Raw genomic sequence first — 21,840 nt, 5'->3', positions numbered from 1 at the left:
CCCAGCCTTTCTACCGTTGCTCGCATGCGCCTGGCCTGGCGGCGGCTGGCTGAGCACACTGCGCCCCGTCTTCTGCACCCAAAGAAACGGACGCCATGCTCACCATCCAGGCCCTGAGCCACACCTATGCCAACGGCACCCAAGCCCTCGCCGACGTCAATCTGCAAATCCCCAAAGGCATGTTCGGCCTCTTGGGGCCGAACGGCGCGGGCAAGTCCAGCCTGATGCGCTGCATCGCCAGCCTGCAGACGCCCAGCCAGGGCAGCATCCAGTTTGGCGATATCGATGTGCTGAAAGCCCCCGAGCGCCTGCGCGCCACGCTGGGCTATCTGCCGCAGGACTTCGGCGTCTACCCGCGCGTCTCGGCCTATGAGTTGCTGGACCATCTGGCCGTGCTCAAGGGCGTGGTCGACCGGGGTGTGCGGAAGGACACGGTGGAGACCTTGCTGGCCCAGGTCAATCTCTGGGAGGTGCGCAACAAGGCCGTGGCCGGCTACTCGGGCGGCATGCGCCAGCGCTTTGGCGTGGCCCAGGCCTTGATCGGCCAGCCCCAGCTCATCATCGTCGATGAGCCCACCGCCGGCCTGGACCCCGAGGAGCGCAACCGCTTCAACAATCTGCTGGTCGCCATCGGCGAGCAGGTGGTGGTGATTCTGTCCACCCATATCGTCGAGGACGTGGCCGACCTCTGCCCGCGCATGGCCATCCTGGCCGGCGGCCGCATTCTGCAGACCGGCGCCCCGCAAGACCTGACCCTCGGCCTGGCCGGGCGCGTCTGGCGGCGCAATATTCGCAGCGCTGACTTGCCGCGTTATCAGCAAGATCACCAGGTGATTTCCAACCGCCTGCGCGGCGGCCAGACCCGCATCCATGTGCTGGCCGATCAGTCGCCCGGCGACGGTTTCGAAGCCGTGAGCGCTGATCTGGAGGACCTCTACTTCGCCACCCTGACCCAGGCACGCAAGGCCAGGGCGCAGGCACCAGCCCAGGCCTGAGGAGCGAAACATGCTGAGGAAAATCGCCGCCTTCGAGGCGCGCTACCAACTGCGCTCGCCACTCTTTGTATTGAGCTTTCTGATCTTTTTCCTGCTGACTTTTGGCGCCGTCACCTCGCCCAATATCCAGATCGGCGGCCCCAGGGGCAGCACCCATCTGAACGCACCCTACGCCTTGCTGCAGACCATGGCCACCATGCATGTGATGGCCATCTTCATCGTCACCGCCTTTGTCGCCAATGTGGTGCTGCGCGATGAAGAAAGCGGCTTCGCCCCGCTCTTGCGTGCCACCCGCATCCGCAAGTTCGACTATCTTTTGGGCCGCTTCATCGGCGCCATGGCCGTGGCCTTTCTCGTGACCTTGGCCGTGCCCCTGGCTTTTGCCATCGGCTCCCTGATGCCTTGGCAGGATGCCGAGCAGATCGGCCCCCTGGTGCTCAGCCACTACCTCTACGCCAGCCTGGTGATGGGCTTGCCCACGCTCTTGGTGCTGGGCGCAGGCTTTTTCGCCCTGGCCACCGTGACCCGTTCGATGATGTGGAGCTATGTGGGCACCGTGGCCTTTTTGGTGCTGTTCGGCGCCTCGCGCGCCCTGCTGCGCGACCCGGCCTTCAACACCTTGGCGGCGCTCAGCGACCCCTTCGGCATCGGTGCCCTGGGCCAGGCCACCAAGTACTGGACCACGGTCGAGCGCAACAGCCTGCTGCCCCCGCTGCAAGGCCTGCTGCTGCAAAACCGATTGATCTGGCTGGCCGCCGCCGCGGCCCTCTTTGCCCTGGCCTACCGCCTGTTCAGCTTCGAGCCCAAACGTACGCGGTCTCACCCAAAGAAGGCAAAGACCACGAACGAGCCGCCGCCTCAACTCAAGCCCCTGGCAGCACCCAAGCGAGGGCGCGGCACCGGCCTGGCCCAATTCCTGGCCCTGGCTCGCTTCGACATGGCTTTTGTGTTTCGCAGCCCGGCCTTCTTCGTCTTGCTGGCCATAGGCCTTTTCAATGCGCTGGCTTCCTTGCTGATCAGCGCCACGGAGCGTGGCGTCAGCTACTTCCCCGTCACCCGCTCGGTGGTGACGGTGCTGGAAGGCGGCTTCAGCTTCATCCTCGTACTGATCGCCGTCTACTATGCGGGCGAGTTGGTCTGGCGTGACCGCGAGCGCCGCATGCACGAGATCGTCGACGCCAGCGCCGCGCCCAACTGGGCTTTTCTGGCGCCCAAGGTCCTGGCCATCAGCGGCGTGCTGCTGGGCTGCTATCTGGTGGCCTCGGCCGCCGGCATGGCTTTGCAATTGGCCAAAGGCTACTTCGATCTGCAGCCCCTGGGCTATCTGCTATGGCTTGTGCTGCCGGGCCTGATCGCGGCCTTGTTGCTGGCGATTCTGTCGGTCTTTGTTCAAGCCCTGTCACCCCACAAATATGTGGGCTGGGCCCTGATGCTGGTCTTCACGGTCGCCACCATGGTGATGGCCACGCTGGGTTTTGAAGACAAGCTCTACACCTTTGGCGAAGCGCCCGCCGTGCCCTTGTCGGACATGAATGCCATGGGCCGCTTCTGGATAGGCCGCGCCTGGCTGCAAGCCTATTGGCTGGCCTTTGGCGCCGTGCTGCTGGCGCTGACGCATCTGCTGTGGCGGCGCGGTGCGGAGACCCGCTTGCGCCCCCGCCTGCAAGCCCTGCGCCACCGCCTCAGGGGCCGCGCCGGCCTGCTGCTGGGGGCGAGCAGCCTGGCCTGGCTGGGCTGCGGCGCCTGGGTGTTCTACAACACCCATGTGCTGAACGAGTACGAGCCCGCCCCGGCCGCCGAACAAAGACAGGCCGATTACGAAAAAACCCTGCTGCCCTACGCCGAGCTGCCCCAGCCCACCATCGCCGAGCTGGAGTTGCAGGTGGATCTCTTCCCCCGCCAGACCCGTGCCGAGACCCAGGGCAGCTATGTGCTGGAGAACCGCAGCGGCCAGCCCATCAGCCAGGTGCATATCGCCTGGATGCGGGGCCTGCAGATGCAGGCCCTGGAACTGGACGGTGCCAGGCTGGAGCAAGACCTGAAGCGCTTTGACTACCGCATCTACCGCCTGGCCACGCCCATGCAGCCGGGCGAACGCCGCAGCCTGCGCTTTCGCACCCTGCTGGAAGAAAAGGGCTTTGTGAACGACCGCCCACTGACGCAGATCGTGGCCAATGGCAGCTTCGTCAATCACGCCATGCTCACCCCAGGTCTGGGCGTGCAGCGCCGCTACTTTTTGGACGACCGGGCCAAGCGCAGAAAGTACGGCCTGCCGCCCGAACAGCGGGTGGCCAAGCTGGAGGACGAGAGCGCTCGCGCCCACAACTATCTGCGCCGCGACAGCGACTGGGTCAGCGCCCACATCACTCTGACGACCGATGCCGACCAGACCCCGGTGGCGCCCGGCCGCATCATCAGCGACCGCATCAGCGGCAGCGGCCCGGGCGCACGCCGCACGCTGGAAACGCGCAGCGAGGCGCCGGTGGCCAACTTCTTCTCCCTGCAATCGGCGCGCTACCAGATCCAACAGGAAAACTGGGTAAGCCCGCAGGGCAAGCCCGTGGCCCTGCAGGTCTTCTACCACCCGCCGCATGCGCACAATGTGGGCCGCATGCTGGCTGCGATGAAGGCTTCTCTGGAGGTCTATAGCCGCGCCTTCGGCCCCTACCAATTCAGCCATGCGCGCATCCTGGAGTTCCCCGCCTACGAGCGCTTTGCCCAGGCCTTCTCCGGCACCATGCCTTACTCCGAGGCCATCGGCTTCATCCAGGACTTCAAGGACGAGGACAGCGAGGAAAAAGTGGATCTCGTCACGATGGTGACGGCCCACGAGATCGCGCACCAGTGGTGGGCCCACCAGATCAACGGCGCCAACAAGCAGGGCATGACCCTGCTCAGCGAAACCTTTGCCCAGTACTCCGCCCTGCTGGTGATGGAGAAGCTTTACGGCCGTGCGCAGATCCGCAAATTCCTGAAGTACGAGCTGGACAGCTATCTGCGCTCGCGCGCCAGCGAACTGGTGGAGGAGCTGCCCCTGGCCCGGGTGGAGAACCAGCCCTATATCCACTACCGCAAGGGCGCCGTGGCCATGTATGCGCTGAAGGAGGCGGTGGGTGAAGACGTCGTCAACCGCGCCCTGCGCAAGCTGCTGGCCGAGTTCGCCTTCAAGCCCGCGCCCTATGCCGACAGCCGCGACTTCCTGCGCCTGCTGCGCGCCGAGGCCGGCCCCCAGCATGAGCAGCTGATCGCCGACCTGTTCGAGCGCATCACGCTCTACGACATCAAGGCCAGCCAGGCCTGGGCCCAGAAGCGTGCCGACGGCAGGTTCGAGGTGGGCTTCACGGTCGAGGCAAAAAAGTTCTACGCCGATGGCAAGGGCCACGAGACCGAAGTGCCGCTGCAAAGCGAGGCCCTGGACATCGGCGCCTTCAGCGCGGAGCCGGGCAAGAAGGGCTTCAGCCAGGCCGCCGTGCTGCGCATGGAAAGGCAGGCGCTGAAGACCGGCCGGCAGGAGATCCGCCTGCTGCTGGACCGGGCCCCGGCCTTTGTCGGCGCCGACCCCTACAACCTGGTGCTGGACCGCAACTCGGACGACAACCTGGTCAAGGTCGAGCTGCGCTGACGACTTGGCAGACAACAAGGCAGGCGGAAAGTAAGGGCTGCTGACTTTCAGAAAAAGCGGCTTTCCGACTGCGCGACAAATGCCCGCAAACAAAGGCCCGCCGGCTGCAAATCCGGTGGGCCTTTGGCATTGGAAAAACCGGCTCAAAAACAGGGCAGAACAGGCCCAAAAACGCGTTCAAAACCATCGAGACCGTCCCTGAAAAAACGAGGCCGGGCCCAAAAACGCCGGCAAAACCATTGAGACCCCCAAATACCGGCCAAACGCGGGCCGGGCAATGCCGCAAAACGCTGGTGCAAAACCATTGAGTCCGCCAAGGAGCGCAGCCAAAAACGCTCACCGCACGCTGCTCGCCCAGCCCTGGCGCTGCGGCACTTGCAGGGCCCGAGCCAAACCCCATCTGCGCCCTGCCAAGCTATGCAAGGCCAAAACCCTCAAGCCCAGACCCATCACGCCTGCCCATGAACTGCCCCAACTGCTACCACGTCTCCCTGCGCTTCTTCGAACGCCAAGGCGCCCGCCTGAACTCATGCATCCAATGCGGTGGCCATTGGCTGGCCAAGGGGGAGTTGGAACGCTTGCTGGCGGGCCGGCCGCAAGCGGGGCCGGGCGGCTATGGCCCCTACCCAGGCCAAGGCCGGCAGGGCAGCGCCGGCAAAGGCCTGGCCGGATGGGTGCTGGAGCGCTTGCTCAAGCTGGCCTTGAACAAGCTGCAGCGGCCCTACGCTTCCCAGCGCGGCCACTACAAACGCAAGAAGTCCTGGCTGAGCAGGCTCTTCAAATAAGCGCGACTAACAAAACTCTCCTGGCGTCGTTACGCCGTCTCGCCGCACCAGCTGTACTGTCTTCGACGGCGCGCCTAGTGCAGTGTTTGATTCTTGTGTGAACTTATCAGTGCCTCGTTCTTGGAGTAGGTGGTGCTGATTGTTTGCAGCCTCACCCTCTGCCTAGGCCCAGCCGGGAGTTCGCCCCGGCAGGCGACCTCCTTTCTTGGGCGCCCAAGAAAGGAGGCAAAGAAACCGCCCCGAATGCCTGGCCCCTGCGGGGTCCGCTGCGGCACTCGTCTTTGCCGGGCCGCGCCCAACTCTCTCCGCTACGCTCCGTTCAAACAGGGGGCGCGAAGTCAGTGCACGATGGCGCTTCGCGCCGCCCGACAAAGCCAAGCACCGCAGCCCAGGCAACACGGGGAACTCGGAGGCCACACGGCTCGCTGCGCGTCGCCTCGACAAGCGCCGCAGCTAACGCTGCAGGCGCTTGGCGCGCGCAGCCCCTCAAGCCGATGCGTAGCGAGGCGTGACGGGGCTCGGTCCCGTTGAGCCTGGGTGAGGAGCGCAAGCTTCGCTGGGCGTCGCGCAGCGACTTCGTTGTCTGACTCGCGCCCCTTGTCTGAACGGAGCGTAGCGCAGTGAGTTGGGCGCGGCCCAGCGAAGCTGAGCACCGCAACGCACCCCGTCAGGGGCCAGGCTTCGGGTCGCCTTTCTTTGCCTCCTTTCTTTGGCGAAGCAAAGAAAGGAGGTCGCCTGCCGGGGCGAACTCCCGGCTGGGCCGTCGAGAAAGAAAATTAGGTGATGGCGCTACGCACCGCCTCGACAGGGCGTTAAACCTAACTGACATTCGCCGTCCGACCGAATTCAGCAACATGCTCTTAAGTTTCAAACAGCGTCGAACACTGCACAAGCCAGGATCAGCTGCGCTGAGCTTTGTTAGCCGCTCCATGCCTCAAGGCTTGCTGATGCCCAGCAGTTCCACCTCGAACACAAGAGGCGTGTTGGGCGGGATCTCGCCGCCACCCGCGCCGCGCTCGCCATAGGCCAGGGCGGCCGGGCAATGCAGGCGGGCCTTGCTGCCGACCTGCATCAGCTGCACGCCCTCGGTCCAGCATTTGATGACTTTGCCCAGCGGGAACTCGGCCGGCTGGCCGCGCTTGAGCGAGCTGTCGAACTCGCGCCCGTCGAGGAAACGGCCCACGTAATGGACCTTGACCTTGTCGGCCGCCGTCGGGTGGGCACCCTTGCCGGCCTTCAGCTCCTCGTAGACCAGGCCGGAAGCCGTGGTGAGAGGCGCGGCCTGCAAGGCCGGGGCCGCGCCCAGCAGGGCCAGGTAGCTGAGAAGGGCGGCGGCGCCGCGTGTGAGTTTGCTCATGATGGGCTCGTGGTCTCTGGTTGATCGCCGCCCATCATCGCAGCACGGCCGCGGCGCGCGACCCAGGCAATCGCATCGTCCACATAGCTGAACAACACCGGGATCACCAGCAGGCTCAAAAAGGTGGAGGTGATCAGGCCGCCGATGACGACGATGGCCATGGGGGCGCGGAAGCTCGGGTCCACGCCTATGCCCAGCGCGATGGGCAACATGCCAGCGCCCATGGCGATGGTGGTCATGACGATGGGGCGGGCGCGCTTGTGGCAGGCGTCGAGGATGGCGTCAAAGCGGCCCATGCCATGGTCGCGCCGCGCCATCACCACGTAATCGACCAGCAGGATGGAGTTCTTGGTGGCGATGCCCATCAGCATGATGAGGCCTATCATCGAAGGCATGGAGAGCGCCGTCTGCGTGATGTAGAGCGCCACAAAGGCGCCGGGCACCGACAGCACCAGGGCCGCCAGGATGGTCACCGGCTGCACAAAGTCCTTGAACAGCAGCACCAGCACGATGTAGATGCAGAGCACGCCGGTCAGCATGGCCAGGCCGAAGCTGGCGGACAGCTCGGCCATGGCCTCGGCATCGCCCACCGCCGTCTGGATCACGCCGGGCGGCAGGTTTTGCAGACTGGGCAGGGCTTGGGCCTGTTTGGCCACCTCGCCCAGGGGCTGCTGGTTCAGCTCGATCTCGAAGTTGACGTTGCGCAGGCGGTCATAACGGTTGATCTGCGCAGGCCCGTTATTGATTTCCAGGCTTGCCACGCTGGCCAGCGGCACCAACCCGGCGCGGCCCGGCACCGGCAGTTGGCCGAGCAGGGCCAGGTCGGCACGCGCGGCGGCCGGCAGGCGCACGACGATGGGCACCTGGCGCTGGCTCAGATTGAGCTTGGCCAGGCCTTGCTCATAGTCGCCGGCCGTGGCCACGCGCAAGGTCTCGGCGATGGCCGCGGCGCTGACGCCCAGGTCGGCGGCGCGGGCGAAATCGGGCCGCACGATCAGCTCGGGCCGAGTCAGCGCGGCGCTGGATGACACACCGCCTATGCCCGGGATGGCGCGCAGCTCGCGCTCCACCAGGGTCGCGTGCTGGGCCAGCACCTCGCCGTCCTCGCCGGCCAGCACCAGCACATATTTCTCGGCCGAGCCGCCGAAGCCCACCTTGACGCGGGCACCTGGCAATTGCTCCAGCGCCTCGCGCAGCTCGCTCTCGATGCGCTGCTTGCTGATGCCGCTGCGCTCGGTCCTGGGCGTCATGGCCAGCGTCAGCGTGGCCGTGCCCACCGAGGCGCCGCCGCCCAGGGCGAAGGGGTCGCCGCCCGAGTTGCCACCGCCTATCGTCGTGTAAACCCGTTTGACATGGGGGTGGGCGGCCACGATGCGGCGCGCCTGCTCGGCCAAGGCGCTGCTCTCCTGCAAGGTGGCGCCGGGCGCCAGGGTGACGGTGACCTGGGTCTGGCTCAAATCATCGGGCGGCAAAAAGCCGGTGGGCAGCAGGCCCACCAGGCCCAGCGAGCCTGCGGTGAAGGCCGCCGTCGCGGCCAGCGTGGCCAGCCGGTGGCGCAGGCACCAGCGCGCCCAGCCCATATAGACGCCCAACCAGCGCGGCTCGGCATGGGGCTTGGCGGAGGGCTTCAAAATATAGGCGGCCATCATGGGCGTGAGCATGCGCGCCACCACCAGGGAGAAGAACACGGCCAACGCCGCCGTCCAGCCGAATTGCACGAAGAACTTGCCCGGCACCCCACTCATAAAAGCGGTGGGCAGGAAGACGGCGATCAGCGTGAAGGTGGTGGCGATGACGGCCAGGCCGATCTCGTCGGCCGCCTCCATGGCGGCCTGGTAAGGCGTCTTGCCCATGGCCAGATGGCGCATGATGTTCTCGATCTCGACGATGGCATCGTCCACCAGAATGCCCACCACCAGGGACAGCGACAGCAGGGTGACGATATTGAGCGAGAAGCCCAGCAGATACATCAGGCCAAAGGTCGGGATGACGGACAGCGGCAGGGCCGTGGCCGCCACCAGCGTGGCGCGCCAGTCGCGCAGAAAGAACCACACGACGATGATGGCCAGCACGGCGCCCTCGTAGAGCAGGATCATCGAGCCGTCGTAGTTCTCCTGCACCGGCTCAACGAAACTGAAGGCCTCCTCGAACTGCAGCTCGGGGTGGCTGGCGCGCAGCTCTTCCAGCGCGGCGCGCACGCCACGGGCCACCTCCACCTCGCCGGCACCGCGGGTACGGCTGATCTCGAAGCCCACCACCGGCCGACCATTCAGCAAGGCGGCGGAGCGCGGCTCGGCCACCGTGTCCTGCACGCTGGCGAGCTGGTCCAGGCGCACGCTGCGGCCGTCGGGCAGGGCCACGTCCATGGCGGCCAGCTCCTGCGCCGTCTGCACGGTGGCCAGGATGCGCAGCGACTGCTCGGCGCCGCCGATATCGGACCGGCCGCCCGAAGCCTCCTGCTGCACCAGGCGCAGCTGCTGGGACACGGCGGCGGCACTGATGTTCAGGGCCAGCAGGCGGGCCGGGTCCAGCTCCACCCGCAGCTCGCGGCTGACGCCGCCCACCCGGGTCACGGCGCCCACGCCCTGCACGGCCAGCATGCGCTTGGCTATCTTGTTATCCACCTGCCAGCTCAAGGCCTCCTCATCCAAACGTGCAGACGCGACGGTATAGGTCAGCATGGGCAAGCCGGCCAGCTCCAGCTTGGCGATCACCGGGTCGCGCAGCTCGGCGGGCAGGTCGGAGCGCACGCGGGCCACGGCATCGCGCACCTCGTCCAGCGCCTGCTGGGTGGTTTTTTCCAGGCGGAACTCCACCATCATGCTGACCACGCCGTCCTGCAGCGTGGTGTAGACATGCTTGACGCCTTGCAGCGTGGCGATCTGATTCTCGATCTTGCGCGCCACCTGGCTTTCCAGCTGGGCCGGGCCGGCACCGGGCAGGGTCGCGGTGACGACGATGGTGGGCAGGTCGATGTCGGGGAAGTTTTGGATCTTCATCCAGTGAAAGCCCAGCAAGCCCCCCAGGCTCAGCAGCATGAAGAGCAGGATGGCGGGGATGGGGTTGCGGATGGAGGCGGACGAGACGTTCAGCATGGCATCACCTCGGCTCAGGGCTTGGCAGGCGCGGTGGCCGGAGCGGCCGCAGCAGCCACCACCTTGACGCTGTCGCCATCACGCAAAAAACCCACGCCGCTGGCGACCACGCGGGCGTCGGCACCCAAGCCGGCGGCCAGCTCGATGCGCTCGCCCAGGCGGCGGCCGGTGCTGACCTTGAGCTGCTGCACCCGCTGGTCGGCGCCGACGCGGAACACATAGCTGAAGCCATCGCGCTGCAGCACCGCGCTCTGCGGCAGGCTCAAAGCCGCGCTGGCCCCCAGCTTGAACTCGCCGCGCGCAAAGCTGCCCGCGCGCAGGCCGGCAGCGGCAGCGCTGGGCGGCAGGTCCACATAGACCAGGCCCAGCCGGGTCTGCGGGTCCACGCTGGGCGCCACCACGCGCAGCCGGGCCGCAATGCTCTGACCCTGGGCGCCCTGCACCAGCACCGGCTGGCCGGGGCGCAGCTGGCCCAGGCTCTCGGCCGGCAGTTCGGCGCGCCACTCCAGGCGGTTCTGGCGCTGCAAGCGGAACAGCTCCTGGCCCGGCTGCACCACCATGCCCAGCTGGGCCGCGCGCGCCGTGATGACGCCGTCATCCGGCGCCAGGATGCGGGTCTGGCTCAGCCTGAGTTGATCGTTATCCACCCGGGCCTTGGCGGCCGCCAAGCGGGCTTGCGCCGTCGCCTCCTGGGTCAGCAGCTGCTGCAGCTGCTGGGCGCTCAGCGCCGTGCTGCCGCTGGCCTGCAGGGCTCGCGCGGCCGTGGCATCGCTGGCCGCACCGGCCAGCTGCGCGCGAGCCTCGGCCAGGGCGGCTTGCGACTGGGCCAGCTCGGCCTGCACGCTCTCGCTGTTCAGGCGCGCCAGCAGCTGGCCGCGCTTGACCGCATCGCCCACCTGGGCGCGCAGCTCGGCCAGGCGCAGGCCGGCCAGCTCGGCCCCCACCTGCGCCTCGGCCCAGGCCGCCACCGAACCCTTGGCGGCCAGGGTCTGCGCCCACTCGGCGCTCTGCGGGCTGATGACTTGCACCGTCAGGGCCGGCTTGGCCTTGGGCGCGGGGTCGGCGGCGGCTGGGCCGACGAGCAGGCTTGCGGCAAAGAGTGCTATGCCGCGTTGATAAACAGTTAGCGTCATGGTGAGTCTCAGATGAATGGGTTCAATCGATGGCGGCGGCGTCGGCTTGCCAGCCGCCGCCCGCGGCCTTGTAGAGGGCGATCCAGGCACTCAGGCGCTCGGCCTGTAGGGCCACCAGGGCGGCCTGGGCGGCCAAGGCCTGGCGGCGCAACTGTTCCAGCTCGGGCGCGCCGCTCAGGCCGGCGCGCCAGCTTTCCTGGCTGGCCTGGGCGGCGGCCGTGTAGCCGGCCGCGCTGGCCTGGGCGTGCTGGCTGCGCGCCCCGGCGGCGTCCAGGCGCACCAGCGCCTCCTCCACCTCGCGCACGGCCTGCAAGACCAGGCCTCGATAGCCGGCCTGGGCCTCGTCGAAACGGGCTTGGGCGGCCTGGGCCTCGGCGCGGCGGGCGCCGCCGTCAAACAGCGGCAGCGTCAGGCTGGGGCCAAAGCTCCAGCCGCTGCCCTCCGCGCGCGGGCCACCCGCCAGCTGCAAGGCCGCCAGGGTGATGGAGCCGCCCAGGCGCAGCTGGGGGTAACGCCCAGCCTCGGCGGCACCACGCTCGGCCCAGGCGGCACGCAGCTGGGCCTCGCCGGCGGCCAGGTCGGGGCGCTGGGCCAGGGTCTGGGCCGGCAGGGCGTGGACGCTCAGGCCGCCGCCGCTGAGCACCGGCAGGCGCGCATGACCAGCGGCCAGCAGGGCGCGCAGCGCCGGCTCGGGCCGATCGCTCAGGGCCACCAGGGCCTTGATCTGCACCTCACACTCGGCCTGCTGGGCCAACTGGCGGCTCTGGCCTTCGGCGGCTGCGGCACGCAGCAGGGTGCTGGCGGCGGCGCTCTCCAGGCCCACGGCCTGCTTGTCGGCGCTCCAGGCAGCCAGGCGGATGGCGGCCTGGGCGTCCTCGGCCGCGATCTGGGTCTGGCGTTCACAGGCGCGCAGGGCGATGAACTGGCGCGCCAGTTCGGCCGCCAGGGCCAGGCGCATGGCCTGGGCGTCGAAGGCGCTGACCTGCAGGCGCGCACCGGCGGCCTCGGCCCCAAGGCGCACGCGGGAGAACAGATCGATCTCCCAGCCCGCCTCCAGGTTCAGCTGGGCCAGGCGCTGGCGGGGCACGCCCTCGGCCAGGGCCAGGCGCTGGGTCTGGGCCAGGCCGTTCAGCTGCAGGTCGGGGCTGCGGGCGCTGCCGGCCTGCTGGGCCAGGGCGCGCGCCTGCTGGATGCGCGCCTGCGCCTGCTGCAGGCCGGGGTTGGCGGCCAGGGTCTGCTCGACCAGGGCGGCCAGTGCCGGGTCGTCGAAGCGGCCCCACCAGGCCGGCACTGCGGCGGGGGCCTCAGCCGCCGCGACCGGCGCCGGCAGGGGCGCGACCCAAGCCGCCGGCGCTGCGGCCGCGCGGGCCGCACTGGCCGGCATCGGGCTCAACGCACATCCGCTCAAATAACCAGTTAAACAAGCGGCAGTAATTTTGAACAGCGCAATAATGCGCCGCCGCCCCGGTTGTTCAGCCATGCTTTTTCTCCTTGCCCTGGCGCAGGGCGATCTCGTGTTCGATCAGGGCCTGGCCATAGCCGACCAGGCGGTGCAGGATGCGCTCAAAGGCTTCGGGCCCGTAAACCAGGCCGGGCACCACGGCCTCCATATAGTCGGCCGACATCCAGTAGTCAAAAACCAGGGCCACCAGGGCGAAGCCGAGCTGGTGTAGCTCCGCGTCCACCTCGGCCACGCCGCAGCGCTGCGCCAGCATGGCGACCAGGGCATGGTGGTGCGGCGCGATGCTTTGCTGGCAGATCTCCAGATAGACGGCGCTGGGCTCCAGGGTCTCGCGCGCGCACAAGCGCATCAGCTGGGACATGGCCTCGTCGCCATCGCGCAGCGGCGTCAGAAAAGCGGTGTAAAAGCCGCGCAGCCAGGGCTGCAGCGGCAGCGCCGCATCGGGCGGCGGCATGCGGGCCATGACATCGGCCACCGGCTGCTCCATCAGCGCACGGTAAAGCCCCAGCTTGTCGCCGAAGTAATAGGCGATCAGGCCGATATTGACGCCGGCGGCCTGGCAGATCTCGCGCGTGCTGGCGCGCTCAAAACCCTTGGCGGCAAAGACGCTGGCGGCCGCGCGCAAGAGACGGGTCTTGCGGCTTGGGCCGGTGTCTTGAAGAGGCTTGGTGTCTGGCATCGCGCCATCTTAGGGAATTTAATCAATCGATTGATTAATCCCCTGCGCGGGCGCGGGAAATTGGGCGATTGGCGAACGGTGTGCGCTGGCAGGACTTTTCAAGCCGGCGGAGCTGCCGCCCCAGAGACGGGCAGCGGATACTGCATTAACTTGCAAATTACATGGAGCAAAGATTCAAGCATGAGCAGCAGCACGGCCACGCAGCAAGACAGCCCCGCCATCCCGGCAGCCATTGAGCGGCTCATCGCCGTCATCGCGGCCCAGCCCGCCCTGGCCCAAGCCCACCGCAGCGCCTATGCCGAGGCGGCGACGGAGGAAGACGAGGAGGGCGCGCTCTGGACCCTCAAGGAAGCGATCGACTGGCAGAGCGGCTTTTTTGTCGACTGGAAGGACAGCGAGTCCTTTGTGCAATGCCTGCAGCAGCTGGCCCAGGGCTGGGGCGCCAGCCTGAGCTTTGGCGTCGAGGACGCGCTGGACGAGGATTTTCTGGACGAGCACGATGTGCCCGAGCTGATGCAGCGCGCTCACGCCGAGCTGGCCGCCCAGGGCCTGACGCTGTGGAACTGGGACACCGAGGGCGATTGCTACGCCGGCTGGATCACCCGCAGCGACAGCGCCGCCACGGTGCAGCAATGCAGCGAGCTGCTGGGTGTGGAGATTCGTGAAGGCAGCGAGCCCTTTTGATGCGCAGGGCAAACCCATGGATGGGCGGCCTGGCGCTGGCCCTGCTGGCCAGCGCAGTGACAGCGGCCGAACTCGCCCCACGCTGGGGTTCCTTCAACGGGCTGAACGCACAGGGCCAGGCTGTCACCAGCCTGATCGTGGACGAGATGCGGCCCAGCAAGACCGACCCCAAGGTGCAAGACCTGTTGGGCCAGGTGCAGTTGCCGACCGGGGCCGGCACGGCGCGCTGGGTCAAAGAGGTCTGCCACCGCCGCAGCGACTTCCCACGGGCGATCTGGTGCGACGGCAATCGCGAGTCGCCGCTCTACGGCAGCCGCTACCTCCTGGTCAAAACCCAGGGCAGCGTCTGGACGGAGAAAAGCGAGCAGCAGCGCTGGCAATGCCAGCAGCCCTGCAACAAGGCCAGCCCCGAGATGCTGCTGTACGAGCGCTGAAACCTTTCTGCTGCGCCGCCGCCCTACCCTGCTTCATTGGCAGATTGGACAGCCACAGCGAGATCGCCGACACACAGGTAGCAAGAGCATATTGGCCATCAACGGGGAGGCGCGCGGCACTCATGCAGGTTGTGCCCAGTTGCACCTGGGCAGGTGGCGCAGGCCGCCGCTCAACTGAGCCTACGCTTTAGACTGCTTCCAGCCTATCCATGGTCGATGACACTAGGGGGTCTCGCTGCTCTTGGCTTTGCATAACGCCAGAATCACTCGCCATTTCCGATGCTTGACCTCATTCCACTGTTTCGCACAGCCACTTTCAAAATCGAGGATCAGGGGAGCGAGTCCGCCCCGATGGCCTCGTTTCGCGACCTTGATTCCTATGTTCTGTTGGGTGAACCGGGCTCCGGCAAGACTTCTGTCTTCCGGCAAGAGGCGGAAGCGCTGGGGAATAGCGCGTTGTACTTCACTGCCAGAGACTTCTTGTGTGTTTCGACAAGCGCCATGTGCGCGGGGAAGACTCTTTTTATAGATGCGCTGGACGAACGACGCGCTGTTCTTGGTAACAGTTCGGCCCCACTGGATGAAATACGCACCAGGCTGGCGGAACTCGGCAAACCTCGCTTTCGCCTGTCATGCCGTGAAGCGGATTGGCTCCAGGGAGGGGCTCAAGATTTATCCTTGGTTGCCCCCTCCGGCAATGTACGTGAGCTTCGATTGGATCGACTGAGCGAATCCGATATTCGTACTTTGCTCGGCACATGGCTGCAGTCCGGCGACAACGCGATCAACGAATTCTTTGAAGAAGCCCACCGGCACGATCTAGGAGCATTGCTGGGAAGCCCACTGCTGCTCAAACTACTGTCCAGCGTCGTTTGCCGAGGCCAATGGCCGAAAAGCCGCTCAGCCGTTTATGCACTTGCGTGCAAACAAATGGCTCAGGAGCACAACACACGACACAGAGACTCCTGTCAGCATGGACTGATAGCCGAAGACCTGCTTCAAGAGGCAGCAGGCAAGCTGTCCGCGTTGCTGCTACTTGCAGACATTTCCTACATCACAAAAGACCCCGGCGATTGTGGTGAAGGAGGCGCTTTGGTTGCCGATATTCCGATCTCTCTGGAACTCGACGCCAAACTCCTGTCAGCGACACTGGGGACAAAGCTGTTTGGTGCAGAAGGCGAGCGCTACGCCCCCTGGCACAGAACCATCGCCGAGTATTTGGGCGGCAAAGCCCTCGCAAAACTCGTAATGGAACGCGGGCTGCCAATTCGTCGGCTTCTTGCCCTCATGACCGGGGAAGATGGAGGTGTCGTTGACTCCTTGCGTGGCCTGCATGGCTGGCTTACCGTACATTGCCTGACCGAGCGCGAACTTCTCATCCAGACTGACCCGGTAGGTCTGGTGCTATACGGGGACGTAAGAGACTTCAGCACCGCTGAAAAGACACTGATTCTTGGAGCGCTAGGACGAGAGGCCATCCGCTTCCCATGGTTCCGAAATGGGCTCTGGCTAGCTCATCCTTTTGGTGCCTTGGGAACCAGCGATATGGTTCCGGAATTGAGACATCTGCTCCAACGCCCTGATCGAGACTTGGCTCATGAAGCGCTTCTAGAATGTGTGATTGATGCCGTCATTCATGGTGACGCTCTGCCCGATTTGGCACAAGATATGCGGGCCGCTCTGGAGGATGCCACCCATTTTTCTCGCACACGCCGTATGGCTGCATCGGCATGGCTCAGGTGCATAAACTACAACGCCGAGGAGACGGCATCTGTCCTTGAAGATTTCCGCGTGGGAAAGTTCGCTGATGAAGACGACGAACTGGTCGGTCACATCCTTGCCGAGGCCTATCCCAACAGCATTCCTGCACCCATCGCACTGCGCCACCTGCACGCCGCGAAGGCTACCAATCTGATTGGTAACTATCACATGTTCTGGGCCGACGACTACGTCGAAAAAATGCCTGACGACCAGATACCGGAGGCCATGGCGACAGCTCTAGCTTTGATCAAGTTGCCCGAAGTCAACAGCGACCAAAGCAGTTCCCGGTTTTCCGACACCTTGGCAGAGATCGCATGCAAGTTGCTATTGCGGGCTTTGCAGGGGATTGGTGACGATGCCAGCGACAAGCAGTTACATGAATGGTTCGGGCTGAGGCTGAGTCGCTACGGCAGTGTCGAAACGGACGATGCTAAACAACAAAGTATTGACGAATGGTTGACTGCCCGGCCGCGGCGCATGAAAGCCCTGTTGTTAAGCAGCGCAAATGGGTCAAAGAGTTTAGACGCGGCCATGCGTCGCATATGGGAGATTGACTCACGCCTACACAGAGCTAGGCGCCCGAGAAACTGGTATCGATGGCTGCTGCTGCAGGCCTCCAGAACCGATGACCTAGAACTGGCACGACACTGGGTTGTACAGGCCGCACATGTGGCAACGCACCCGCTCGATACCTTTGCCATTGATCTGGACGATGTCTGGAGTTGGGTAGAGGCGAACTCGACACGGTGGCCTGAAGCGACGTCCTGGGTCGAAGAATCTACCTCTTGCCGGCTTGACGATTGGCGAGGAAGGGATCATCTTCGAACGCAAAGAGTCGCCAGAGCAAGCTCACTCCGACTATCAGAACACCGTGCAAGGATCCTGCCCTTGCTTCCAGCTGTTTTTGATGGGGCAGGTGAACTCTGGTTGATGGGGGAAATTTCCCTGGCCTACAAGAAAGAACTGCACGGCGTCGCCGGCAACGACGCCATTGCGCGAGTCAGCAACTACCTGGGTGGCACACCGGAAGAAGCCTGGCGTGCGATCAAGGGCATATGCGCTGCACTATCGAGAGATGATCTCCCGACCTTAGACGAAATCAAAGTCACACACGCCGAAGGGAAGCGCCTCTGGTTGAGCTATGTCTGTTTGCTCGCCGCAGAACTTCTTTTTGAAGCCAATCCGGAAGTCATCAGGGCCTGGTCTGAGCCGACGCTTGAGGCCTTGATCGGCTGTCAGCTGGTTGACGCGCATGGCAGACAGGCCAATTGGTTGACGGCACTGTATGCACATCGGTCAGCGGATGTATTGCGCATTCTTCGTCCCCTGGCGGAGAGGGATATTGCGCATCCGACGCCGCAGCTCAGCACCTACTACTTTCTGCGCAAACAAGAAGCTCCACAAGCATTCGTCCGCGAGCTCTTGCCCGTCCTGCTCAATGCCATTCCAAACACCCCATCGCCGGACCAAATGCGCCTTTTCAATGAGGCCTTGGTAAGCGCAGCTCGCCGGCATCTGGCTCTCAGTGATTGGTCAAACATTCTCAGCAAACTCCTTGCAGGCAGGACCATATCGGTGGAGTTCTGCATTGCCCTGCATACAGCGTCCATCGAATTTGATCCCGAACTGCACCTCATAGCGCTGCGCACACTCGCAGACGTCGACGCAGACATTGCCCTGACCATCAGAAAAGCAATACAGACGCAAGAGGCAGATTGGACGGGCTTGGCACAGCGACGACCTGAAGTGCTCGGATGGCTTGCTGAATTGCTCGCCGACTGCGCCGTTGCTTGTGGAGATCCTCTCTATCACGAACCGAACGCCCCATCTGAGCGAGAGCACCGAACTATTTACAACTCGCTAATGGTGTTGGCTCGCATATCGAGCAAACAAGCGGCCACCGAGCTTGGCCGGCTTCGACAACTGGCCTGCATGTCACCTTGGGCCTCTGAACTTGACTGGTGCATTGGCGAGCAACGCCTTTTGCGCAGAGCTTGTACATTTTTTGCTCCACCACTCCCACAAGTGGCGGAAGTTCTGGCGAATCGGGCTCCGGCAAATGCTCGTGATATGGCCATCCTGATACTGGATCAGATGACGCGTCTAGCTCAGCGCATCCGAGACTCCAACCCCAATCAGTTGGACCTGTTCTGGGAACCAGACGGCCGGGGCGGCAGAAAGCCACGCGGTGAGAACGAATGCCGCGATGTGCTACTGGGGCTGATTCGCCCGCAGTTGCAACTTCAGAACGTTACCCTTGAGAAAGAGGTTCCAAGCGCTGCAGACAAGCGGGCAGATCTTCAGGGCAGCACATTGATTCGAGGGGAACTTGTGGTCGTGCCGGTTGAGATCAAAAAGGAAAATCACACAACCGTCTGGTCCGCCTGGTGGGACCAACTTGAGGCACGCTACACAAAAAATCCAGCTGCGGCCGGGATCGGGATATACCTTGTGCTGTGGTTTGGGTATGCGGTGAAGAACCATCCTTCAGGGGCACGACCTCAGAGCGCGGAGCAGGCTGCTGCCTTGTTCACAACGGACATGCCCGCTGACCGGAATGGCCGGACTTTTGGTCTGGTGATCGACCTCTCTCCACGCGAAGAATAGTGCGATTTCCTATTCAACAAGAACCGACCCCGGCGCTATTCGCACCAATCCTTCCGCAAAAAACCCGGAGCAAGCCCCAGGTTTTTCGGACTTCAGCCTGCGCGGCTGAGCCTCACTTCATCAACAGATTCGGCAGCCACAGCGAGATCGCAGGCACATAGGTGACCAGCAGCAGGAAGCCCAGCATGGTCAGCAGCCAGGGCATGACGGCCACGGTCAGCTCGGAGATGCCCATCTTGGTGATGCCCGAGGCCACGTAGAGATTCAGGCCCACCGGCGGATGGCACATGCCCACTTCCATATTCACCACGATCAGGATACCGAAGTGGATGGGGTCGATGCCTAACTTCACCGCCACCGGGAACAGGATGGGGGCCAGGATCAGGATGATGCTGGAGGGCTCCATCACATTGCCAGCCAGCAGCAAGAGCACATTGACCACCAAGAGGAAGGCGACCGGGCCAAAGCCCTGGTTGATCATCCAGTCCGCCATGGCCTGGGGCACGCCCTCGCTGGTCATCAGGAAGCTGAACAGCACGGCATTGGTGATGATGTAGAGCAGCATGGCGCTCATGCTGGCGGAGTCCAGCAGCACCTTGGGCAGGCGCTTGAGTGGCAGGTCTTTGTAGATGAAGACGGCCACGATGAAGGCATAGACCGCCGCCATCGCCGCCGCCTCGGTGGGCGTGAAGACACCGCTGTAGATGCCGCCCATCACGACGACGATCAGCAGCAAACCCCAGACGCTTTCGCGGAAGGCCGTCCAGCGCTCGCCCCAACTGGCCTTGGGCAGGCGGGGGTAGCTGTTCTTGCGGGCGATGAACCAGGTGGTGAAACCCAGGGCCGCGGCCAGCATCAGGCCCGGCACCACGCCGGCGATGAACATGGCACCCACCGAGGTGTTGGTGGAGACCGAATACATCACCATGGCGATGGAGGGCGGGATCAGGATGCCTAGCGAGCCCGAGGTGGTCAGGATGCCGGCGCCGAACTTGTTCGGGAAGCCCTGCTTGACCATGGCCGGCAGGATCACCGAGCCGATGGCCACGACGGTGGCGGGCGAGGAGCCCGACACGGCGGCGAACAGGGCGCAGGCCATCACGCCGGCCAGGCCCAAGCCCCCATGCCAGTGGCCAATCATGCTGGAGGCGAAGCGGATCATGCGCCGCGCCACCCCGCCGTGGGTCAGGAAGTTGCCGGCCAGGATGAAGAAGGGGATCGCCATGATCTCGAACTTCTCGATGCCGGTGAACAGCTTCAGGGCCACCGATTCGATGGGCACCTGGGTCATGGTGAAGAGAAAGGTCAGGACGGTCAGGCCCAGCGAGATGCTGATCGGCATGCCGGTCAGCATCAGCAGGATCAGCAAGATGAAAATGATGGAGGCATTCATGCTTTGGCTCCTGGGGCTGCGGCTGCGGGTTCTTCTTCTATGCCTTCCACATGGGCATGGTCGTGGTGGGGCAGCTCACCGGTCTGGTAGAAATGCCAGGCCACCTGCAGGAAGCGGTAGCTCATCAGCGAGGAGCCCAGGGGCACGCAGGCATAGACCCACCACATCGGCACTTCCAGATCGGCCGAGGTCTGGTCGGTCTGCGCGATATGCCAGACGAAGTTGCCGCCCAGGGCCGCCACCGTGCCGGTGAACAAGGCGCCGGCCAGGAGGCCGAACAGCACCAGAGCCTTGTAGGACCTGCCCTTGAGTTTGCGCAGCACCACGTCCACGCCGACGTGGATGCCGGTGCGCACGCCGTAGGCGGCGCCGAACTTGGCCATCCAGACGAACATGAAGATGCACAGCTCTTGCGCCCAGCTCATATTGATGCGGACGGTGTAGTCCTGAATCAGCGGCACGCCGGAGAGGTAGCGGTGCACGACGGCCAGAAAGATCACAAAAGTGGCCGCACCGATGAGGAAGGCGATGAGCCATTCCTCCAGGTGGTCGAGGATGCGATTGATCATGATGGGGCTCAGGCCGAGGGCCCGTCCTGTTTTTGTTGTTGTGATGCCCGGGCCGCGGCCCGGGCACTGCTGGCCTGGCCGTTTACTTCGGCAGGCTGAAGCCGGCCGCCTTGTAGGTGGCCTCAATGGTGGCCTTGCCCACGCGCGACTCCATCTCCTTGTGCACGGGGATCAGGGCCTTCTTCCACTCGGCCAGCTCGGCCGCCGTCGGGGTGTAGATGGTGGTCTTGCCGCTGGCCTTGATCTTGTCCAGGGCGGTGGCGTTCTCGGTCTGGGCGATGGCGTTGGCGTAGGTGGTGGAGTCCTTGATGGCGCTCTCCAGCTGGGCGCGGATGTCGGCCGGCAGGCCGTCCCAGAACTTCTTGTTGACGATCAGGGCGTAGGCCAGATGGCCGTGGTTGGACAACGTGATGTGCTTCTGCACCTCGTAGACGCGCTGGGTGTAGAAATTGCTCGGCACGCCCTCGGTGCCGTCCACCACGCCGGATTGCAGGGCCTGGTAGAGCTCGCTGAAGGCCATCACCTGCGGGATGGCGCCCAGTGCGCGCATCTGCGCGTCCAGCACCTTGCTGGACTGGATGCGCATCTTCATGCCCTTGAAGTCGGCCACCGAGTGCAGGGGCTTGTTGGCGCTCATGATGTGGAAGCCGTTGTCCCAGTAGGCCAGGCCCTTGATGCCCTTGGGCTCCAGCTTCTTGAACAGCTCGGCGCCCACCGCGCCCTCGGTGACGGCGCGGAAGGAGGCCTCGTCCTTGAAGATGAAGGGCAGGTCGAAGACCTCGAATTCCTTGGCGCCCAGCGGGCCGAACTTGGCCAGCGAGGGCGCCAGCATCTGCACCGAGCCCAGCTGCAGCGCCTCCAGCTCTTCCTTGTCCTTGTAGAGCTGGCTGTTCGGGTAGACCTCGACCTTGACCTTGCCGGCCGTGCGCTGCTCGGCCAGTTCCTTGAAGCGCTGCGCGCCCTTGCCCTTGGGCGTGTCGGGCGCCACCACATGGCTGAACTTGATGACGATGGGGGCCTGGGCCTGGGCCGTCAGCGGCGCGGCCAGCATCAGCAGGGAGCCGGTGGCCGCGGCCACCAGGGCGGACAGGCTCAGGCGGCGGGCCGATGTCGAAACGTTCTTGCTCATGGTCTTGTCTCCGGTCTTGTGGGGAAGGTCTTGTCGGCCGCATTTTGGAAGCGCCCTCCCCGCGGCGGTAGTTGTGGACTTCCACATACACCCCCAGGCGCGGGGTCGGCCGCCCGAGCCCGCCGCTAGACTGAA

General features: G+C 64.8%; 14 protein-coding genes. 6 read left to right on the top strand and 8 right to left on the bottom strand.

Annotation, left to right across the window (positions count from 1 at the left end; all coding sequences use genetic code 11):
* Window positions 1-95: 95 nt before the first annotated feature.
* From HNP55_RS15270 to HNP55_RS15260, 3 genes are all read left to right on the top strand, one after another.
* Window positions 96-995 carry an ABC transporter ATP-binding protein gene (locus tag HNP55_RS15270; RefSeq protein ID WP_184301064.1) on the top strand — a complete coding sequence of 300 codons (900 nt, stop codon included), beginning with the start codon at window positions 96-98 and terminating at the stop codon, window positions 993-995.
* 10 nt (window positions 996-1,005) lie between these two features.
* A complete protein-coding gene (locus HNP55_RS15265; protein ID WP_184301062.1) occupies window positions 1,006-4,617 on the top strand; it encodes an ABC transporter permease/M1 family aminopeptidase in 3,612 nt (1,203 codons plus the stop codon).
* Window positions 4,618-5,078: 461 nt separating this feature from the next.
* Window positions 5,079-5,402, top strand: a complete 324-nt coding sequence (locus tag HNP55_RS15260; RefSeq protein ID WP_184301060.1) for a zf-TFIIB domain-containing protein — start codon at window positions 5,079-5,081, stop codon at window positions 5,400-5,402.
* A 934-nt stretch (window positions 5,403-6,336) separates the two neighbouring features.
* On the opposite strand, the gene HNP55_RS15255 is transcribed toward HNP55_RS15260, so the two are convergent.
* From HNP55_RS15255 to HNP55_RS15235, 5 genes are read right to left on the bottom strand one after another with little or no spacing between them, the layout of a single operon-like run.
* On the bottom strand, window positions 6,337-6,759 hold the full coding sequence (locus HNP55_RS15255) for an FKBP-type peptidyl-prolyl cis-trans isomerase (protein WP_184301058.1): 423 nt from the start codon (window positions 6,757-6,759) through the stop codon (window positions 6,337-6,339).
* Window positions 6,756-9,854, bottom strand: coding sequence for an efflux RND transporter permease subunit (locus tag HNP55_RS15250; protein WP_246448442.1), 3,099 nt, complete (start codon window positions 9,852-9,854; stop codon window positions 6,756-6,758). Before HNP55_RS15250 ends, HNP55_RS15255 begins: the two co-directional genes overlap by 4 nt.
* 14 nt (window positions 9,855-9,868) lie before the next feature.
* Window positions 9,869-10,987 carry an efflux RND transporter periplasmic adaptor subunit gene (locus HNP55_RS15245; protein WP_184301056.1) on the bottom strand — a complete coding sequence of 373 codons (1,119 nt, stop codon included), beginning with the start codon at window positions 10,985-10,987 and terminating at the stop codon, window positions 9,869-9,871.
* A gap of 22 nt (window positions 10,988-11,009) precedes the next feature.
* Window positions 11,010-12,467, bottom strand: a complete 1,458-nt coding sequence (locus HNP55_RS15240) for an efflux transporter outer membrane subunit (protein WP_281385259.1) — start codon at window positions 12,465-12,467, stop codon at window positions 11,010-11,012.
* Window positions 12,460-13,128 carry a CerR family C-terminal domain-containing protein gene (locus HNP55_RS15235; protein ID WP_184301052.1) on the bottom strand — a complete coding sequence of 223 codons (669 nt, stop codon included), beginning with the start codon at window positions 13,126-13,128 and terminating at the stop codon, window positions 12,460-12,462. Before HNP55_RS15235 ends, HNP55_RS15240 begins: the two co-directional genes overlap by 8 nt.
* Window positions 13,129-13,308: 180 nt before the next feature.
* On the opposite strand from HNP55_RS15235, the gene HNP55_RS15230 reads away from it, so the two are divergent.
* From HNP55_RS15230 to HNP55_RS15220, 3 genes are all read left to right on the top strand, one after another.
* Window positions 13,309-13,812, top strand: coding sequence for a hypothetical protein (locus HNP55_RS15230; RefSeq protein WP_184301051.1), 504 nt, complete (start codon window positions 13,309-13,311; stop codon window positions 13,810-13,812).
* Window positions 13,812-14,246 (top strand): hypothetical protein, encoded by a 435-nt coding sequence (locus HNP55_RS15225; protein WP_184301049.1) that lies wholly within the window; start codon window positions 13,812-13,814, stop codon window positions 14,244-14,246. Before HNP55_RS15230 ends, HNP55_RS15225 begins: the two co-directional genes overlap by 1 nt.
* A gap of 279 nt (window positions 14,247-14,525) precedes the next feature.
* Entirely contained in the window at window positions 14,526-18,614 is a 4,089-nt protein-coding gene (locus HNP55_RS15220) for a hypothetical protein (protein WP_184301046.1), read from the top strand.
* Window positions 18,615-18,726: 112 nt separating this feature from the next.
* On the opposite strand, the gene HNP55_RS15215 is transcribed toward HNP55_RS15220, so the two are convergent.
* The 3 genes from HNP55_RS15215 to HNP55_RS15205 form a co-directional block, all read right to left on the bottom strand.
* Window positions 18,727-20,007, bottom strand: coding sequence for a TRAP transporter large permease (locus HNP55_RS15215; protein ID WP_184301044.1), 1,281 nt, complete (start codon window positions 20,005-20,007; stop codon window positions 18,727-18,729).
* Window positions 20,004-20,576 carry a TRAP transporter small permease gene (locus HNP55_RS15210; protein ID WP_184301041.1) on the bottom strand — a complete coding sequence of 191 codons (573 nt, stop codon included), beginning with the start codon at window positions 20,574-20,576 and terminating at the stop codon, window positions 20,004-20,006. Before HNP55_RS15210 ends, HNP55_RS15215 begins: the two co-directional genes overlap by 4 nt.
* Before the next feature lie 82 nt (window positions 20,577-20,658).
* Window positions 20,659-21,705, bottom strand: coding sequence for a TRAP transporter substrate-binding protein (locus tag HNP55_RS15205; protein ID WP_409993747.1), 1,047 nt, complete (start codon window positions 21,703-21,705; stop codon window positions 20,659-20,661).
* Window positions 21,706-21,840: the final 135 nt, after the last annotated feature.

Source organism: Roseateles oligotrophus, assembly GCF_014204525.1.
Lineage (GTDB): Bacteria > Pseudomonadota > Gammaproteobacteria > Burkholderiales > Burkholderiaceae_C > Paucibacter_A > Paucibacter_A oligotrophus_A.
The sequence above is the reverse complement of the archived record's forward strand: the minus strand, read 5'-3'. Positions and strand labels throughout refer to the sequence as shown.

Coding starts and splice junctions, on each gene's coding strand:
- HNP55_RS15225 (WP_184301049.1), top strand. CDS start 13,812: ATGCGCAGGGCAAACCCATGGATGGGCGGCCTGGCGCTGGCCCTGCTG.
- HNP55_RS15215 (WP_184301044.1), bottom strand. CDS start 20,007: ATGAATGCCTCCATCATTTTCATCTTGCTGATCCTGCTGATGCTGACC.
- HNP55_RS15270 (WP_184301064.1), top strand. CDS start 96: ATGCTCACCATCCAGGCCCTGAGCCACACCTATGCCAACGGCACCCAA.
- HNP55_RS15210 (WP_184301041.1), bottom strand. CDS start 20,576: ATGATCAATCGCATCCTCGACCACCTGGAGGAATGGCTCATCGCCTTC.
- HNP55_RS15205 (WP_409993747.1), bottom strand. CDS start 21,705: ATGAGCAAGAACGTTTCGACATCGGCCCGCCGCCTGAGCCTGTCCGCC.
- HNP55_RS15230 (WP_184301051.1), top strand. CDS start 13,309: ATGAGCAGCAGCACGGCCACGCAGCAAGACAGCCCCGCCATCCCGGCA.
- HNP55_RS15260 (WP_184301060.1), top strand. CDS start 5,079: ATGAACTGCCCCAACTGCTACCACGTCTCCCTGCGCTTCTTCGAACGC.
- HNP55_RS15245 (WP_184301056.1), bottom strand. CDS start 10,987: ATGACGCTAACTGTTTATCAACGCGGCATAGCACTCTTTGCCGCAAGC.
- HNP55_RS15220 (WP_184301046.1), top strand. CDS start 14,526: ATGCTTGACCTCATTCCACTGTTTCGCACAGCCACTTTCAAAATCGAG.
- HNP55_RS15255 (WP_184301058.1), bottom strand. CDS start 6,759: ATGAGCAAACTCACACGCGGCGCCGCCGCCCTTCTCAGCTACCTGGCC.
- HNP55_RS15250 (WP_246448442.1), bottom strand. CDS start 9,854: ATGCTGAACGTCTCGTCCGCCTCCATCCGCAACCCCATCCCCGCCATC.
- HNP55_RS15235 (WP_184301052.1), bottom strand. CDS start 13,128: ATGCCAGACACCAAGCCTCTTCAAGACACCGGCCCAAGCCGCAAGACC.
- HNP55_RS15265 (WP_184301062.1), top strand. CDS start 1,006: ATGCTGAGGAAAATCGCCGCCTTCGAGGCGCGCTACCAACTGCGCTCG.
- HNP55_RS15240 (WP_281385259.1), bottom strand. CDS start 12,467: ATGGCTGAACAACCGGGGCGGCGGCGCATTATTGCGCTGTTCAAAATT.